12 protein-coding genes and 1 pseudogene are annotated in these 15,125 nt (G+C 60.3%); 6 read left to right on the top strand and 7 right to left on the bottom strand.

All coding sequences use genetic code 11. The annotated features are described in order from the left end of the window. Positions 1-16 precede the first annotated feature (16 nt). The 4 genes from K2Q04_RS05480 to K2Q04_RS05465 all read right to left on the bottom strand — a co-directional run bounded on the left by K2Q04_RS05480 (position 17) and on the right by K2Q04_RS05465 (position 4,211). Positions 17-1,885, bottom strand: coding sequence for a hypothetical protein (locus K2Q04_RS05480; RefSeq protein ID WP_291160372.1), 1,869 nt, complete (start codon positions 1,883-1,885; stop codon positions 17-19). Between the two features lie 177 nt (positions 1,886-2,062). After that, positions 2,063-2,650: a PRC-barrel domain-containing protein gene (locus K2Q04_RS05475; RefSeq protein WP_291160370.1), complete on the bottom strand. Its 588-nt coding sequence runs from the start codon at positions 2,648-2,650 to the stop codon at positions 2,063-2,065. A gap of 215 nt (positions 2,651-2,865) precedes the next feature. Continuing rightward, positions 2,866-3,450 (bottom strand): ABC transporter substrate-binding protein, encoded by a 585-nt coding sequence (locus tag K2Q04_RS05470; protein WP_291160368.1) that lies wholly within the window; start codon positions 3,448-3,450, stop codon positions 2,866-2,868. Between the two features lie 140 nt (positions 3,451-3,590). Next, positions 3,591-4,211 (bottom strand): hypothetical protein, encoded by a 621-nt coding sequence (locus K2Q04_RS05465; protein WP_291160365.1) that lies wholly within the window; start codon positions 4,209-4,211, stop codon positions 3,591-3,593. A 164-nt stretch (positions 4,212-4,375) separates the two neighbouring features. Here K2Q04_RS05465 and K2Q04_RS05460 point away from each other — a divergent pair, with 164 nt between their 5' ends. The 3 genes and pseudogenes from K2Q04_RS05460 to metH all read left to right on the top strand — a co-directional run bounded on the left by K2Q04_RS05460 (position 4,376) and on the right by metH (position 10,094). Beyond that, positions 4,376-5,389: a metalloregulator ArsR/SmtB family transcription factor gene (locus tag K2Q04_RS05460; protein WP_291160362.1), complete on the top strand. Its 1,014-nt coding sequence runs from the start codon at positions 4,376-4,378 to the stop codon at positions 5,387-5,389. Next, positions 5,389-6,303 carry a methylenetetrahydrofolate reductase [NAD(P)H] gene (gene metF, locus K2Q04_RS05455; RefSeq protein ID WP_291160359.1) on the top strand — a complete coding sequence of 305 codons (915 nt, stop codon included), beginning with the start codon at positions 5,389-5,391 and terminating at the stop codon, positions 6,301-6,303. The genes K2Q04_RS05460 and metF overlap by 1 nt, the downstream gene beginning before the upstream one ends. A 25-nt stretch (positions 6,304-6,328) precedes the next feature. Then, positions 6,329-10,094 (top strand): annotated as a pseudogene (gene metH, locus K2Q04_RS05450) (methionine synthase). A gap of 680 nt (positions 10,095-10,774) precedes the next feature. Here the strand turns inward: metH and K2Q04_RS05445 are convergent. From K2Q04_RS05445 to K2Q04_RS05435, 3 genes are read right to left on the bottom strand one after another with little or no spacing between them, the layout of a single operon-like run. Beyond that, positions 10,775-11,272 carry a GNAT family N-acetyltransferase gene (locus K2Q04_RS05445; protein WP_291160357.1) on the bottom strand — a complete coding sequence of 166 codons (498 nt, stop codon included), beginning with the start codon at positions 11,270-11,272 and terminating at the stop codon, positions 10,775-10,777. A 1-nt stretch (position 11,273) separates the two neighbouring features. Beyond that, positions 11,274-12,377: a polysaccharide deacetylase family protein gene (locus K2Q04_RS05440; protein WP_291160354.1), complete on the bottom strand. Its 1,104-nt coding sequence runs from the start codon at positions 12,375-12,377 to the stop codon at positions 11,274-11,276. A gap of 13 nt (positions 12,378-12,390) precedes the next feature. Beyond that, positions 12,391-13,194 carry an enoyl-CoA hydratase gene (locus K2Q04_RS05435; protein WP_291160351.1) on the bottom strand — a complete coding sequence of 268 codons (804 nt, stop codon included), beginning with the start codon at positions 13,192-13,194 and terminating at the stop codon, positions 12,391-12,393. 233 nt (positions 13,195-13,427) lie between these two features. Here K2Q04_RS05435 and cysE point away from each other — a divergent pair, with 233 nt between their 5' ends. The 3 genes from cysE to K2Q04_RS05420 are packed head-to-tail and all read left to right on the top strand — an operon-like array spanning position 13,428 to position 15,035. Next, the gene (cysE, locus tag K2Q04_RS05430) at positions 13,428-14,255 is read left to right on the top strand and encodes a serine O-acetyltransferase (protein ID WP_291160348.1); all 828 of its coding nucleotides are present in this window, start codon (positions 13,428-13,430) and stop codon (positions 14,253-14,255) included. 21 nt (positions 14,256-14,276) lie between these two features. Next, entirely contained in the window at positions 14,277-14,492 is a 216-nt protein-coding gene (locus K2Q04_RS05425; RefSeq protein ID WP_291160345.1) for a DUF3126 family protein, read from the top strand. Between the two features lie 12 nt (positions 14,493-14,504). After that, positions 14,505-15,035: a gamma carbonic anhydrase family protein gene (locus K2Q04_RS05420; protein ID WP_291160343.1), complete on the top strand. Its 531-nt coding sequence runs from the start codon at positions 14,505-14,507 to the stop codon at positions 15,033-15,035. The last annotated feature ends 90 nt before the right edge of the window (positions 15,036-15,125 follow it).

Here is a 15,125-nt window from a genome sequence, read left to right as displayed (position 1 = left end):
TCCGTCCAGGCTGGCCTCAATACATCTGAACCGGCAATACGCCGCCGGGGCCGATCATCAGGCCCCAGATTTCATCGGCGCCGACCTCGACCGGATCGTCGGGTGCAGGGCCGCTGGCGCCACCTTTGAGCTTGTAAGGGTATTTGCCGGGCGCAACGTCGAGCGTTGGCCCGTCCGGCCCCTTGCTGCCTGCGCCGGCTGGAACCTTGATCGTCTTCCCGGCGATGGTGATGACGGCTTCGGTCTCGAGGAAGTTGCCAATCAGAAGCTTCGTCTGCCCCGGCTTCGCCAGCAACCCGGATTTCTTCGCCTTATCGTCCTCGCGGACACTGAGGGCGACCGTAGTCTCGCCATTGGCGCGCCCGAGCTTCAGAACGGCGGGGCCCTCAGCCGTCGCGTAGTGAACCTCCGCAGCGTCGTCCTTGATGACCGACTTTGACGGATCTTCTTTCCAGTCGCGCTTGCCGAGCTCTCGACGATAGAAGGTGAGCACCGAGGTGAGCTTCGCCGGAACGTTGGCATTAGCGCCGTGACGAAACATCGACTGCTCGCTACCGCTTAGCGAATGCTCTTTCGGCACCGGAAGGCCTCCGGCATCTTCGGCTTCAAGCTCCTTTTCCGGCTCATTCACCGGCGCGCTCGCAGCATCACTGCTCGCTGCAGCTTCCTCCGTCGCCTCCGGTTTCTCGAGTGCCGACCCGCTGGCACTGACGTTGACCGCGCCGCCCATCTTCATCAGAGTGAGCGAAACGTCCTGCTCGCCCTTCTGGAATGCCAGCACCACCATGTTCGCCTGGTTGATTACGGACTTCTCTTCCTTCCAGCCCAGCATCTTCATCTGGCTCCTGTAGAAGGCTGCGAGTTGCTTGACGCTTGATGACGAATTGAATTCAAGTTTGCCGCTAGCGCCGTCGAAGTCGACGTCGGCCGCTGTCGACGGAACCGGAATGGGCGCTGTGTTGCCGTCGAGAACGGTCAATGTTTCCGCGGGCGCGTCAGAAACTCTGTCGGCCGTGTCGGGGGCAGTGGGCTTTGCGCCCGACATCGCGTCAGCGACCGACTGCTGCGCCTGTTTGATGATGCTTGCCGCCAGATCATCCATGGCATCGCCGACCTTGTCCTGAGGTTTGGCTGCCGGTGCCGGCGGAGGTTCAGACGCCTTCGCCGCTTCCTTCTTCTCGGCCGGGTGCAGGACTTCAGGGGGAACGGCCTCGATCTTCACGGTCGTCTTGCCGTCATCCGCGCTCTGCAGCACGAGGATCAGAGGTTTGCCGGTATCGCGAACGTAGTAGGCATAGAGGCCCTTCTCGGTCTTCTCGTCAGCGTAGGCCGACTTGGCGTTGTCCTTCACCGACCATGGCGACCAGCCGCGCGCGATCAGCTCCGTGCGGAGAAAATCCGATGTTGCCGCGAGGTTGCCGGCCGTCACGCACGAGAGGAACGGACGGTCGCCGTCGAATTTGATGTCCGTCGCATCCTTGGGGAACGGCAAGTCGTTCGCAATGGCTACCAGGGTATAGGTGACACTCGTCGCGTTATTCTGTGCCGGCGCGACGGTGATGAACACGGAAAGGCCAATCGCGCCTTTCTTCAAGTTCGCGATTGCCATGGTGGGGCTCTTCATCGGCTCGCCGAAGGCTGGCGCATACGGTTGCCAACCCGCTGCCGTGAGCGCTGCGAGGGTACCGTCGGCCGCCTCGGTGACAGCGCCTGGCGCCGTGAAAATCGTGGACGACGGACTTGCGAAGATGTCCTTCGTGCCAGGGACGCGTGGGAGCTTGCTCGTATCGAGAGCTTCGTCCGCCGCAGCTACCCCAATGCCAACGACGAGTGCGAACACCGATAAGACACACGAAATAAGGGCAAGGAAGCCAGTGCTGCGCATGACGTTTCCATTCTCCGACGCGGCTGATGCGGTTGAGGTCGGAGGACCTGCATATGCGAGCGGCGAGCCGATTGCGAGAGAACCGGCCGGCAAATTCCGTTGAACACGGAGAATTCACAGCAAAAAGCCGCGCTTCGGTTAAAAGCGCGGCTTCCAAAATAAGATTCTGTGAACTGATCAGCCGTTGCTGTTGTCGATGATCGGAAGTTTCTTCGCATCTTCCGAGCTGAGCGACAGCTTCACGCCATCGGATACGCTTGTGATCTTGTCGCCGGAAATGGCGAAGACCTTCGCGTTGATGCCGGCTGCAACGCCGTCGGTAACGAGAATTTCCTGAACCTTGCCGGCATCGTCGGATTTGACGCCGTTGACCTCGCCGATCTTCGCGCCGTCGGCGCCATAGACCGCGGCTCCGATTTTCAAGTCGCTGGCCGAGACGGCTGATGCTCCTGATGCGGGCGCTTCAGCACCCTCAGCTGCAGCTGGAGCTTCCTGGTGTTCGGCCGGCGCAGCAGCTTCGGCCGGAGCTTCAGGGGCCGATGCCCCGCCGTCCTGCGCGGGCTCTGCGCTGGGCGCAGCCTGTTCCGACCCATTCCCCGCGGCCGGGAGGGTATCCGTGCCGCCCTCAGCGGCAGGCGCCGCTTGATCGCTCTCAGCGGCTGGCGGCTGTTGATCTTGCGCCGACACCGGTGACATCGACATCGCTGTGCCGAGGCCCACCGCAAGCGCCATCCCGAACACAAAACGCAACTTCAGAGAATTCATTGCCCGTCTCCAATCCCCACTCACGACAGAACGCGCACAGCTCTTATAGAACGTGCGCGTCGACATTTCCCGTCCCCGTTCGACAAGGACCATGAGTACGGCCCTTTGTCAAAATTCTCGGCGCCGGCCGATGGAAGTGTGATTTGCAAGCTATTCCGTGACCACTACCGGCAATTGCACACGCACATCAGGCGAAAACCGCCCGATGGCAGATGTTACCGGCTCAGAGCCAATACAAGGGCGCGCGGATTATTTCCGTTCTCGGTGATGTAATTCTGGAAAAGATCGTCAAGGAACGACGTCATCCAGAAGCCGACCACCTGCGCATCGCGAACCTTGTAGCCTGACCCCGATTTCATCACGAGCCAGCGGATGTCGTAGCTTTCGCCAGTCATCAACGTGATGCGGCTATCGACATTCGTGCCGCCGGCGTCACCAGGGCCCTGACCCGTCACGACAGCGCTTCTGACCATGTACTTCGGGCCTTCTTTGGCCGCGTACTTGGCGATGAAATTGATCATGCCGTTGTAATACGTCGGACGCTCGTCCTTCGGCAGCGTCCGGGCATGAGGACCGAGGGCCGTCAAGCCGATGCCGGGCACATCCATGTGCTGGCGCAGGACGTTGGCAAACTGTGCGACCCCGCCGGACTTCTGCGCGACGATCAACTCGTTCTGCACGCGCTGCATGTAGACAGCCGGAGATTCAGCCCACGCTCCCCCGGCAGAAATGGCGGCAAAGCAAGCGACCAAAATGGCAAGGCAACCAGCGGAGCGGATCCGTGAAAATGCCCACAACATGTCAAACCCTCGCATAGTCGTCCCCTGAAAAAACCGGAAGTGGCAGGTTGCTCAACCAGACTCTGCCGTCCTCACTGCTTCGAAACAAGCCTCACGTCGCGTTAGAGAGGCAACAATCACGTCAAAACGATGCCGGATGGCTACGCTGCCACAGCATTTTCTCGGCCCGAGGCCTGCTTACCGGCACCAAAACGGCGCTCGACCGGAGCAGAAGGAAGGCTCAGCAAATTGCAAAGCTCCTCGACTTCTCGCGCCCCGATATGCTCAGCGGCCATCAAAACGATGCTGCGATTTTTGTTTGGATGCACAAGGACCGCTTCCTGCCGCACACCCGAAAGTGACGAACGCACACGCACGGCAACACCCTCGTAGGTTGCCAGCGGCATCCGCCAGAAAGTCTTGGAAAAGGCAGTCCGGTCAATCACCTTGACCTCGCCATCGCGGATATCGACCTCCCGGTCCGAAAGCAAAGCGAAGAGAATGTTGCGCAACGGCCAAACGATGAGGCCGACCCAGAAGACGAGAGCAAGCGCCAGCTCTATCGCAACCAAGGGCTGTGCAATCATCGCGCTTCGGACTTCCGGAGAAGCTATCGCGTAGGCCGCGAAGCCCACCTGCGGGCCGACGATCAGCGCGGCCAGAATGATCATCAAGACGAGGCCCGGAACTCGGGAAAGCTTCGAGTTGGTCTGGCGAAGTACGATCGGCAACCTGAAGGGGCTGCTCGAAACCTCAATGACTTCAAAATCCTGACGCCGCATTCCGAACTCGATCCCCGCAGACCTAACGGCGCACATTATTGCGAATATAGCTAAAAGGCCGTTAACCCCCGCGTATCGGCGTTCAATTAACGAAATTGACCTCGGGGCTACTTGACACATAAAGATATCTTTATATGTTGTGGTGCATGCACCGATCGCCCGAAATGCGAACCGCTGACCTCGTTGCCGCGCTCAAAGCAGCGGCCGAGCCGACGCGTCTGCGGATTTTACTCCTGCTCGCGGGCGGCGAACTCAACGTCAAGGATCTGACTCTCATCCTCGGCCAAAGCCAGCCGCGGATCAGCCGCCATCTGAAGCTCCTGTGCGAAGCTGGCCTGATCGAGCGCTTCCGCGACGGCAGCTGGGTCTATTTTCATATTTCCGATCGCCAGCCTGGCGGCCGCTTGGCGCTGCGCCTCGTCTCGGACGTCGATCCGGCGGAGGCTTCGGTCCGGCGAGATCGTGAGCGCGCGGAAGCCCTGAAACGCGAGCGCGAAGCCACCGCTCAGGCGTTTTTCGAACAGCACGCCGCCGATTGGGATCGGATCAGAACCTTGCACGTCGCCGAAAACGACGTCGAAGCGGCCATGCGCCGAGCGATAGGCGAGGGGCCATTCGGCCTCTTCGTCGATCTTGGAACCGGGACCGGCCGCACGCTCGAACTTTTCGCAGACCGGTTCACGCGCGGTCTTGGCCTCGACGTCAACCAGGCGATGCTCAACTACGCGCAGGCCAATCTGAAGTCCAAGGGATGCCTCAACGCGCAGGTGCGGCACGGCGATATCTATTCGCTCTCGCTCGCTGACCGGCAGGCCGACGTCGTAGTCATGCATCAGGTGCTGCACTTTTTATCCGATCCGGCACTCGCCATTCGCGAAGCCGCACGCGTGCTCGCTCCCGGCGGCAAGCTGCTGATCATCGACTTCGCCCCGCATGATCTCGAGTTCTTGAGATCCCGCGAAGCGCACGAGCGGCTTGGCTTCCCGAACGAACAGGTCACCGGCTGGCTCAAGGATGCCGGCCTCGTTCCGAAGTCGACCGAGGATCTGAAACCTAAGGACGGCGACAGCGAAGAAATCCTGACCGTTACGATCTGGCTGGCGGAACGTCCCGCGGCGCAGGCATCGGTCGCAAGAATAGGCGCACCTGCAGAAGAAGTGCGCGAGGGGGCAGGTTGATGGCACAAACCAATGAACGCAAAAGCAAGCTGCTGGGATCGGGCGACATCCTCGTCAGCTTCGAATTTTTCCCGCCGAAGACCGAAAAAATGGAAGAGACGCTGTGGTCTTCGATCACGCGCCTCGCGCCGCTCGGCCCCGAATTCGTCTCAGTGACGTATGGCGCAGGCGGATCGACGCGCGAGCGCACGCACGCGACGGTCACCCGCCTCATCAAAGAGACGCCCTTGAAGCCCGCCGCGCATCTCACCTGCGTCGACGCCACGAAGGAAGAGGTCAACGCCGTAGCCAAGACCTATTGGGAGGAGGGCGTTCGCCACATCGTCGCCCTGCGCGGAGATCCGGCACAAGGAACCGGCGCGAAGTACGAGCCCTATCCGGGCGGCTACAAAAACGCAGCCGACCTCGTCGCGGGATTGAAGGCCATCGCGGATTTTGAAATTTCGGTTGCGGGCTATCCCGAGACGCATCCCGAAAGCCCGTCGATCGAGGCGGATATCGAAAATCTGAAAGCCAAGGTCGATGCCGGCGCCGATCGCATCATCACGCAGTTCGGCTTTGATAACACGCACTTCCTGCGCTTCATCGAGCGCGCCCGTGCTGCAGGCATCTGGGTCCCGATCTCTCCAGGCATCGTGCCGATCCATAACTTCAAGCAGGTCGCGGGCTTCGCGAAGCGCGCGGGCGCGAGCGTGCCGTCCTGGCTCGCTCGCCGTTTCGAAGGGCTGGAAGACGACAGCGCCACCTCCCATCTCGTGGGAGCGGCCGTCGCGACCGAGCAAGTGATGGACCTCGTCGACGAGGGCATCAAGAAATTCCACTTCTACACGTTGAACCGCGCCGATCTCGTCTACGCAATTTGCCATCTGCTGGGCTTGCGCTCTGTCAGGGCGGCGAACGCGGACGCGGCGTGAAATTTCAGGAAAGTCGAGGCGTGATATGAGACGCAAACCAAGTTGGGCCGCGCTTGAAAAGGCCGCAAGCGAACGCATCCTGATCATCGACGGTGCGATGGGCACGATGATCCAGCGATACAAGCTCGGCGAAGAACATTATCGCGGCGAGCGCTTTGCTGATCATTCGAAGGACATCAAGGGCAACAACGATCTGCTCGTGCTGACGCAGCCGGAGATCATCCAGGAGATCCACGGTAAGTATCTGCAAGCCGGCGCCGACATCATCGAGACCAACACGTTCAATGCGCAGCGCATTTCCATGGCCGACTACCACATGGAAGAGCTGTCGTATGAAATGAACGTCGAGGCGGCGAAGCTTGCTCGTCGCGCGGCTGACGAATGGACGAAAAAGACGCCGGAGAAGCCGCGCTTCGTCGCGGGCGCCGTCGGGCCGACCAATCGCACGGCGTCGATTTCACCTGACGTCAACAATCCGGGCTATCGCAACGTCAGCTTCGATGAGTTGCGCGAAGCCTACAAGGAGCAGGTGAGGGGACTGATCGACGGCGGTTCCGACATCATTCTGATCGAGACGATCTTCGACACTTTGAACGCCAAGGCCGCGGGCTTCGCGACCTTGGAAGTCTTCGAGGAAAAAGATCTCGAGCTGCCGATCATGATTTCCGGAACGATCACGGATCGTTCGGGCCGGACTCTGTCTGGGCAAACGGCCGAAGCCTTCTGGTACTCGATGCGGCACCTGAAGCCGTTTTCGATCGGGCTCAACTGCGCGCTCGGAGCCGAGTTGATGCGGCCGTACATCGCCGAGCTCTCGCATGTCGCTGACGTGCGTATCTCGGCTTACCCGAATGCCGGCCTGCCGAACGCAATGGGCGAGTATGACGAAGGCCCCGACGAGATGGCCTGCAAGGTCGAGCCTTGGCTTGCCGATGGTTTGATAAACGTCATCGGCGGCTGCTGCGGCTCGACGCCCGACCACATCGCGCACATAGCAAGCCACGCGAAATCCTATAAGCCGCGTGCGCTCCCGAAGCACGAGCCGCGCCTACGCCTCTCCGGTCTCGAACCGTTCGTTCATGGGTGAACAGAGCACAATGACCACAGCCAACGCAGCACAGTCCTTCATCAACGTCGGTGAACGCACGAACGTTACGGGTTCAGCCAAGTTCCGGAAGCTGATCGAGCAGAACGACTATTCGGGAGCTCTCACCGTCGCACGCCAGCAGGTGGAAGCCGGCGCCCAGATAATCGACGTCAACATGGACGAAGGCTTGCTCGATTCCGAGCAGGCGATGTCGACGTTCCTCAATCTGATCGCGTCTGAACCCGACATCAGCCGCGTTCCGATCATGATCGACAGTTCCAAATGGAGCGTCATCGAAGCGGGCCTCAAGTGCGTGCAGGGCAAGGCTATCGTCAATTCGATATCGATGAAGGAAGGCGAAGGCGCATTCCTCGAGCATGCACGCAAGGTGTTGCGCTACGGCGCGGCCGTCGTCGTCATGGCATTCGATGAGGAGGGCCAAGCCGACACGATAGAGCGCAAGGTTTCGATCTGCGAGCGCGCCTATAAACTCCTGACGGAGAAAGTCGGCTTTCCGCCGGAAGACATCATCTTCGATCCGAACATATTCGCCGTCGCGACCGGCATCGAAGAGCACAACAGCTACGGCATCGCCTTCATCGAAGCCGCGCGTCAGATCAAGGAGAAGATGCCGCTCGTCCATATCTCGGGCGGCGTTTCCAACCTGTCGTTCGCCTTCCGTGGCAACGAGCCGGTGCGCCAGGCGATGCACTCGGTGTTCCTCTACCACGCCATTCAGGCTGGCATGGATATGGGCATCGTCAACGCCGGTCAGCTCGCGCTCTATGACGACATTCCGGCGGAGCTGCGCGAACTCTGCGAGGACGTGATCCTCAATCGCCGAGCTGACGCAACCGATCGCTTGCTCGAAGCCGCGCCGAAATTCAAAGGCGACGGCGGCGGCGCGAAGGCGAAGGAAAAAGATCTCACATGGCGCGAGGCGCCCGTCGAAGCGCGGCTAACCCATGCGCTCGTTCACGGCATCACCGACTTCATCGAGGTCGACACGGAAGAGGCGCGCGCCAAGGCGGAAAAGCCGCTGCACGTCATCGAAGGCCCGCTGATGGCCGGCATGAACGTCGTCGGCGATCTCTTCGGCGCCGGCAAGATGTTCCTGCCGCAGGTCGTGAAATCGGCGCGCGTCATGAAGCAGGCTGTTGCTTACCTGCAGCCCTACCTCGAAGCCGAGAAGAAAGCCTCGGGCCTCGACCAGAAGCCTGCCGCGGGCAAAATCCTGATGGCGACGGTCAAGGGTGACGTCCACGACATCGGTAAGAACATCGTCGGCGTTGTGCTCCAGTGCAACAACTACGAAGTCATCGATCTCGGCGTCATGGTGCCCGCCGCGAAAATCCTCGAGACGGCGAAGAAGGAAAAGGTCGACATGATCGGCCTGTCCGGTCTCATCACGCCGTCGCTCGACGAGATGTGCTTCGTAGCAGGTGAGATGGAGCGCGAAGGCTTCTCGATGCCGCTGTTGATTGGCGGCGCGACGACCAGCAAAGTGCACACGGCCGTCAAGATCAATCCGAACTACAACCGTGGGCAGGCCGTCTACGTTCTCGACGCCAGCCGTGCCGTTGGCGTGGTCTCGAAGCTGCTGTCGGATACCGATAAAACGCCTTACGTTCAGGACATCCAAGCCGAGTACACCAAGGTTCGCGAGTCCCATCTCGCCAACGAAGCGCGCAAACAGCGCATCACTCTCAAGGCTGCTCGCGACAACAAGTTCAAGATCGATTGGCAGGCGTTTAAGCCGGTAAAGCCGAGCTTCCTCGGCACGCGCACCTTCGCGAATTTCAACCTCGCGGCGCTCGTTCCCTATATCGATTGGACGCCGTTCTTCCAGACATGGGAACTCGCGGGCCGCTACCCGCAAATCTTGACCGACAATAAAGTCGGCGCAGAAGCGAAGAAGCTCTTTGACGACGCCCAAGCGCTGCTGAAGCGCATGGTTGCCGAAAAATGGGTAACGGCATCTGGCATTGTCGGCTTCTGGCCGGCGAACAGCATCGGCGACGATATTGCGCTCTATGCGGACGAAACGCGCGCCGCAGGGATGGCGACGCTGCATACCCTTCGTCAGCAGATCGCCCGCGATCCGACGCGCAACCGCGCTCACGTGGCGCTTTCCGATTTCATCGCACCGAAGGAAACGGGGATCGCCGATTACATAGGCGCTTTCGCCGTGACTTCGGGCCTTGGCGAAGAAGAAGCCATCGAGCGTCACATCAAAAAGACCGACGACTACAACCGCATCATCGCGAAGGCGCTGTGCGATCGTTTGGCGGAGGCGTTTGCCGAAGCCATGCATGAAAAGGTTCGCAAGGAGCTGTGGGGCCATGCGAAATCCGAAAAACTTTCGGCCGAGGATTTGATCCTCGAGAAGTACCAAGGCATCCGCCCGGCGCCGGGCTATCCGGCCCAGCCCGACCATACGGAGAAGGCGACCATCTGGAAGCTGATGGACGTTGAAAAGACCACCGGCATCACGTTGACCGAGAGCTACGCGATGTGGCCCGGTTCATCCGTTTCGGGGCTTTATTTCGCAAATCCCGAAAGCCACTATTTCGGTGTTGGCAAGGTGGAGCGGGATCAGGTCGAGGATTACGCGGCTCGCAAGGGATGGACTGTCGAAGAAGCGGAGCGTTGGCTCGCCCCCGTTTTGAACTACGAACGGTCCGCCAGAGCCGCGGCCGCCTGAGGGCTCGTCTGGCCAAAAAAATCGGCGCGGTCCGCTTTTCGGTCCCGCGCCGTATGGTCGTTTGGCTCGCGCCAGACATCCCAGAAATAGTCCCCCGTCTCGTTGGCTCCTTGGAGCATCGTGCGTGGGATTACTGTTTCAGGCATTTCCTCCAGACGGTCGCTCTCAATGGGTCCCGAGCACGACCAGTTCCACGAAATCCAAACGACAATCATACCGCAAGAGAGTTAATTCGCCCTGCAGAGCCTTGCCACTGGCCCCCCCTTGTGAAGGCCTTGGAATTCGTCTCGCTTTCTTCGAAGCGTCCGCCGGAAGCTATGCAACAGCCGACATCGCTGACAAGCAAAAAGCATTTTGCGTCGCAGAAGCGGCGTCACCGTTGAATCGAATAATCTCCGCGCATCGCCGACGGCTGAAACCATAAGCAAAGACCGCAGCTCTCGTGGCGATGGGGCGCTCTCTTCAAAAAGCCCTGCAAATGCGCGGTTGTCGCGATGAGCATGAGGATGGATCGCATCCCGTCATAACTGCGGAATGGTTGAGATGCGCCGCACAATAACGATCCAAAATTAATTGCTTGCATTCACCACGACGTTAGTGGCGTACGCCGGCAAGGAGGCTCAGAGGTATCAACGGCTCGTTAGCGGTCCAGGCAACTCAGCCGCGCTGCGTTCGCCGCCTCAACCAATCGTTAGCCGTTTTCGAAAAAGAATTTCTCCGGCGCCGTCGGCAACGAGCCCGTCGATTATCCCGATGCGAGCGAAGCCATGCCGTTCGTAGAAGGCCTGCGCGCCGGCATTGAAATCGGAAGCGACGACCCAGAGATTGCGGGCGCCGCTCGCCTCGGAGCCGCGCTCGAACCACAATAGCGCTGAGCGCCCGACGCCCTGGCGATGGAACGCCGGCAGGATTCCGAGAAACTGCAGATAGGATCCCCGGAGCCAATTGCTCCGGATGACAATTGCACCCGCGAGCACGCCATCGACGATGATCTGGAAACGCTGTGCACCCGGCTCCTCGCCCGCAAGGAACGCGGCGAGCGTCTCGCCCGTGTACTCGTAGCGCGCCCACGGATCGATTTGCGCCAGCGCCGCTCCGAGGCTTTGCGCCGCCTCGGCCGTCATCGGCTCGAACGTCACCGCGCGAGGGGAGACCGGCAGTGTGTCGGCTCCCGTCATCTCAGTTATCGGTCGCCAGGGGGTTCTGCAAAGTGCTTTTGGCTGTCTTTGATTTGGACGGGGACGAAGCGGCGGCGGTCGCCCCGTTCTTGTCGGAGGCGTTCTTGGCCGTCGAATTCAGCGGATGCTGCAGAGCGCCGAGGAAGTCGTAGCGATTGGTGTCGCCGGGCTTGCGATCGTAGCATTCGGACGTGATCACTGGTTTGCCCATTGTCATCAATTCGCTGACCGTCACGAATTTATAGCCCTTGGCCTTCAGCTTCGGAATAGCGATCGCGAGCGCTTCGGCAGTGTGCCAGCCCCGCCCGTTCGCGTGATTGACGATGATCGAGCCGGGCTTCGCTTCGTTCACCATCGCTTGCGCAATCCGGGCAGCGGATTCATGCGGATCGGGATCGCCCGTGGCGACGTCCCATTGGATCGCAAGCATGCCCGCATCGTTGACGGCTTTCATCGACGCATCATTGCAGGCCCCATAGGGAAAGCGAAAAAGCGTCGGTTGCACTGGAATGCGGCTCATCGAGTCCGGCGATGACGACGCAACGCATTGTTGCGCACCGAAGCGGCTGCGTGCGTCTTCATATGCCTTTTGCGGAGCGAGCACCTGCTGGTTCACGGCAGCGGGTTGCAACAGGCGAAGGTTCGCATGCGTTTCGGTGTGATTGCCGATTTCGAACAATGGATCGGCCATCAGCTGTGCGGTGCGCTGCTGATGTGAAACCATCCACTTTCCGCCCGCAAAGAACGTTGCCTTGACGCCCTGCTGCCGCAAATAGTCGAAAATTCGCCCGTCGTAACCGGCGATTTCTCCACGTTGCTCGCAAAGGTCGAACGTCAGCGCAATCGCTTTCTCGCCGGGCGGAAGGTTGACGCGACGGATCGCGCCGCGGAGCGCATCGGCAACGGGAGAGGCAGGCGTAAAGCCCTTGATTTTGATCTGAGCATCGAAAGATCGATTGCCCTTTGTGATCGTCTCTTCGCCCTGAACGGCTGCGAGTGCAGACGGCGAAAAACACGCCTCGAGCAATGTCTTGTCGCCTGCCCATGCAGCCGTCGCCGTCAAGGAGACGACGGCCACGGAACCAAGAATGCGAAACCAGGTCATGCGCTCGGTCAAATCATTTGCCCTTGAATACTGGCTTGCGCTTTTCAAGAAATGCCCGGCGGCCTTCGGCATAGTCTTCGCTTTCGAAACAGGCAGCGACGGCGGCATCGAGGCGGTCCATATCGGGATTCTCGGGATGACGTGAGATTTCGTCGATCACCTGCTTCGCGGCCGCAACGGACAAAGGCGCGTTCGCGGCAATTTCCAGCGCCAGCGCCCTGACGGTCGCCTCGAGTTCGGCCGTCGTCACGAGTTGCGAAACGAGGCCCATCGCCTCTGCATCGGCGGAGCGGAAACGGCGTCCAGTGAATAAGAGTTCCTTGGCGCGCGCCGCCGGGATAGCGGCAAGGATCGGCCGCACCCAGCGTGCATTGTAGCCAATCCCAAGCTTGGCCGCCGGAATGGCGAACTGGCTCGCATCGTCCGCAATCCGCATATCGCAGCAGAGAGCAAGGCCAAGTCCGCCGCCGAGACAAAATCCATGGATCATGGCAATCGTCGGCTTGGCGCAGTCGATGAGGGCGTTGAAGGCGTTGTCGTTCAACGTGTCGTAGATCTGGGCGGCATTCCCGGTCCTGGAACTTTCGAATTCGGAAATATCGGCGCCGGCCGAAAAGGCCCTGTCGCCCGCGCCGCGCAAAATGACGACCCGGACGTCTGGATCGGCAACGGCTTCCGCGACTGCACCTGGAATAGCCTCCCACATGGCGGCCGTGAGCGCGTTCATCCGTGCCGGATTGTCGGCCGTGATCCAGCCAATGCCCCCGTCCTTGACATATCGCAGCGTCGGGTTGGCGACTTCCGCGGCCTGAGCCATGCGTCTTGATCCTTCTATTCCGGTATTCCGGCGGCCATCTAAGGCGCAATAAAACGGCCCGCAAACCGGGGCCAGGGCGGCAGATGCACGCGGCGGCGAGAAAGTGTATATGTTAATCGCCCGATCGATTGACCGGGGTTTACGCTGGCGTTAATTCGCCTGTTGCTAATTTGGACCGGTTCGCGTGTGCATACGCGGGTCTCCAGGCCCTCATTCCGTGTTAGAGGCAAGACGTGTCGAACACAAAGACAGCGACGTCAAAGGTCCAAATCGTCGACCCGATCTGGGCGCAGATCCGCGCCGAGGCCGAAGCCGCGATGAAGACCGAGCCGGCGCTCGGCAGCTTCATCTTCGCGACCGTTCTCAGCCACCAGATGCTGGAAGACGCTGTCTGCCATCGGCTCGCCCAGCGGTTGAACCACACCGACGTGGATGCAGGGTTGATCTCGCAAACATTCCAAAGCGTGATAGCCGAGCATCCGGGCATCGGCGCAATTTTCCGTGCCGATCTTCAGGCGGTCTACGATCGCGATCCGGCATGCACGCGCTATCTCGACCCGCTGTTGTACTTCAAGGGCTTCCATGCCCTCGTCACATATCGCTTCGCGCATGCGCTGTGGAAGAGCCGCCGCTACGATTTTGCGCTCTATCTGCAAAGCCAGTCGTCGCGAATGTTCGCGGTCGACATTCATCCGGCCGCACAGTTCGGCAAGGGCATCATGCTCGATCACGCAACGGGTTTCGTCGTTGGCGAGACAGCCGTCGTCGGCGACAACTGCTCGTTCCTGCACGCGGTGACACTTGGCGGCAGCGGCAAAGAGATTGGTGACCGCCACCCGAAGATCGGCGATAATGTGCTGGTCGGAGCGGGGGCAAAGATCCTTGGTAATATCAAAGTCGGGCGTTGCTCGCGCGTGGCTGCCGGATCGGTGGTTCTCGCCGAAGTGCCGCCCAACGTAACCGTCGCCGGAGTGCCCGCGAAAATCGTCGGCAGCGCAGGTTGCGCCGAACCCGCCCGCTCAATGGAGCAGGGTTGGGTTGATGATTTCGGCGGCCTCTGAAATTCGTTCAGGAGAAAGACATTGAAGAAAGAAGAACTCGCACGCCTGCAGTCGTATCTGCGCAAAACGTTCGGCGCCACCAGCCTCGAAATCAAGCCGCAGCCGAAGAAAGACGACATGGCAGAAGTCTTCATCAATGGCGAGTTCGTCGCGACGCTTTATCGTGAAGTCGAAGAGGGCGAGACGTCCTATCAATTTCAGATGGCGATCCTCGATATGGACCTCGAAGGCGTCTAGAGCCCGATCAGAATGCCCCTTTATAAATTCGATGGCATAGGCGTGAGCAGGCCGGCAAACGGCGTGTTCTGGGTCGCCCCCAACGCCGTTCTCCTCGGCAAAGTGAAGCTCGAGGAAGACGCGAGCGTTTGGTTCGGCGCAGTGCTCCGCGGCGATAACGAACTGATCACCGTGGGCGCGCGCTCGAACGTGCAGGACGGCTGCGTATTGCATACCGATCCAGGCTTCCCGCTCACCATTGCCGAAGACTGCACCGTCGGTCACATGGCGATGTTGCATGGCTGCACCATCGGCCGCGGCAGCCTCGTCGGCATCGGCAGCATCATTTTGAACGGTGCAGAGATCGGCGAGGAATGCGTGATCGGCGCCGGTGCGCTGATACCCGAAGGCAAAATAATCCCCCCCCGCTCAATGGTTTTGGGATCGCCCGGCAAAGTCGTTCGTCAGCTGAGCGACGAAGAAGCTCATCGCTTCGGCGGCGGCGCGCGGCGCTACGTCGAAAAGTGGAAGCACTACGCGGCCGGCCTCACGCCGCAAACCTGAAATTCCGACGTTAAAAGCTCGTTGACCGAGTTTGCAGGAACCGGCCCCCCCCCAAAAAAAAGCGGGCCGGCGTCTCGGGGGAAGACGCGC

The organism is Hyphomicrobium sp. (assembly GCF_019753045.1).
Taxonomy (GTDB): Bacteria; Pseudomonadota; Alphaproteobacteria; order Rhizobiales; family Hyphomicrobiaceae; genus Hyphomicrobium_B.
Note: the sequence above shows the minus strand (reverse complement) of the source record. Positions and strands in the feature narration are given on the sequence as shown.

What these genes read in the sequence shown, in the direction of transcription:
- K2Q04_RS05480 (WP_291160372.1), bottom strand. Translation starts at nt 1,885, where the DNA reads ATGCGCAGCACTGGCTTCCTTGCCCTTATTTCGTGTGTCTTATCGGTG.
- K2Q04_RS05475 (WP_291160370.1), bottom strand. Translation starts at nt 2,650, where the DNA reads ATGAATTCTCTGAAGTTGCGTTTTGTGTTCGGGATGGCGCTTGCGGTG.
- K2Q04_RS05470 (WP_291160368.1), bottom strand. Translation starts at nt 3,450, where the DNA reads ATGTTGTGGGCATTTTCACGGATCCGCTCCGCTGGTTGCCTTGCCATT.
- K2Q04_RS05465 (WP_291160365.1), bottom strand. Translation starts at nt 4,211, where the DNA reads ATGCGGCGTCAGGATTTTGAAGTCATTGAGGTTTCGAGCAGCCCCTTC.
- K2Q04_RS05460 (WP_291160362.1), top strand. Translation starts at nt 4,376, where the DNA reads ATGCGAACCGCTGACCTCGTTGCCGCGCTCAAAGCAGCGGCCGAGCCG.
- metF (WP_291160359.1), top strand. Translation starts at nt 5,389, where the DNA reads ATGGCACAAACCAATGAACGCAAAAGCAAGCTGCTGGGATCGGGCGAC.
- K2Q04_RS05445 (WP_291160357.1), bottom strand. Translation starts at nt 11,272, where the DNA reads ATGACGGGAGCCGACACACTGCCGGTCTCCCCTCGCGCGGTGACGTTC.
- K2Q04_RS05440 (WP_291160354.1), bottom strand. Translation starts at nt 12,377, where the DNA reads ATGACCTGGTTTCGCATTCTTGGTTCCGTGGCCGTCGTCTCCTTGACG.
- K2Q04_RS05435 (WP_291160351.1), bottom strand. Translation starts at nt 13,194, where the DNA reads ATGGCTCAGGCCGCGGAAGTCGCCAACCCGACGCTGCGATATGTCAAG.
- K2Q04_RS05420 (WP_291160343.1), top strand. Translation starts at nt 14,505, where the DNA reads ATGCCCCTTTATAAATTCGATGGCATAGGCGTGAGCAGGCCGGCAAAC.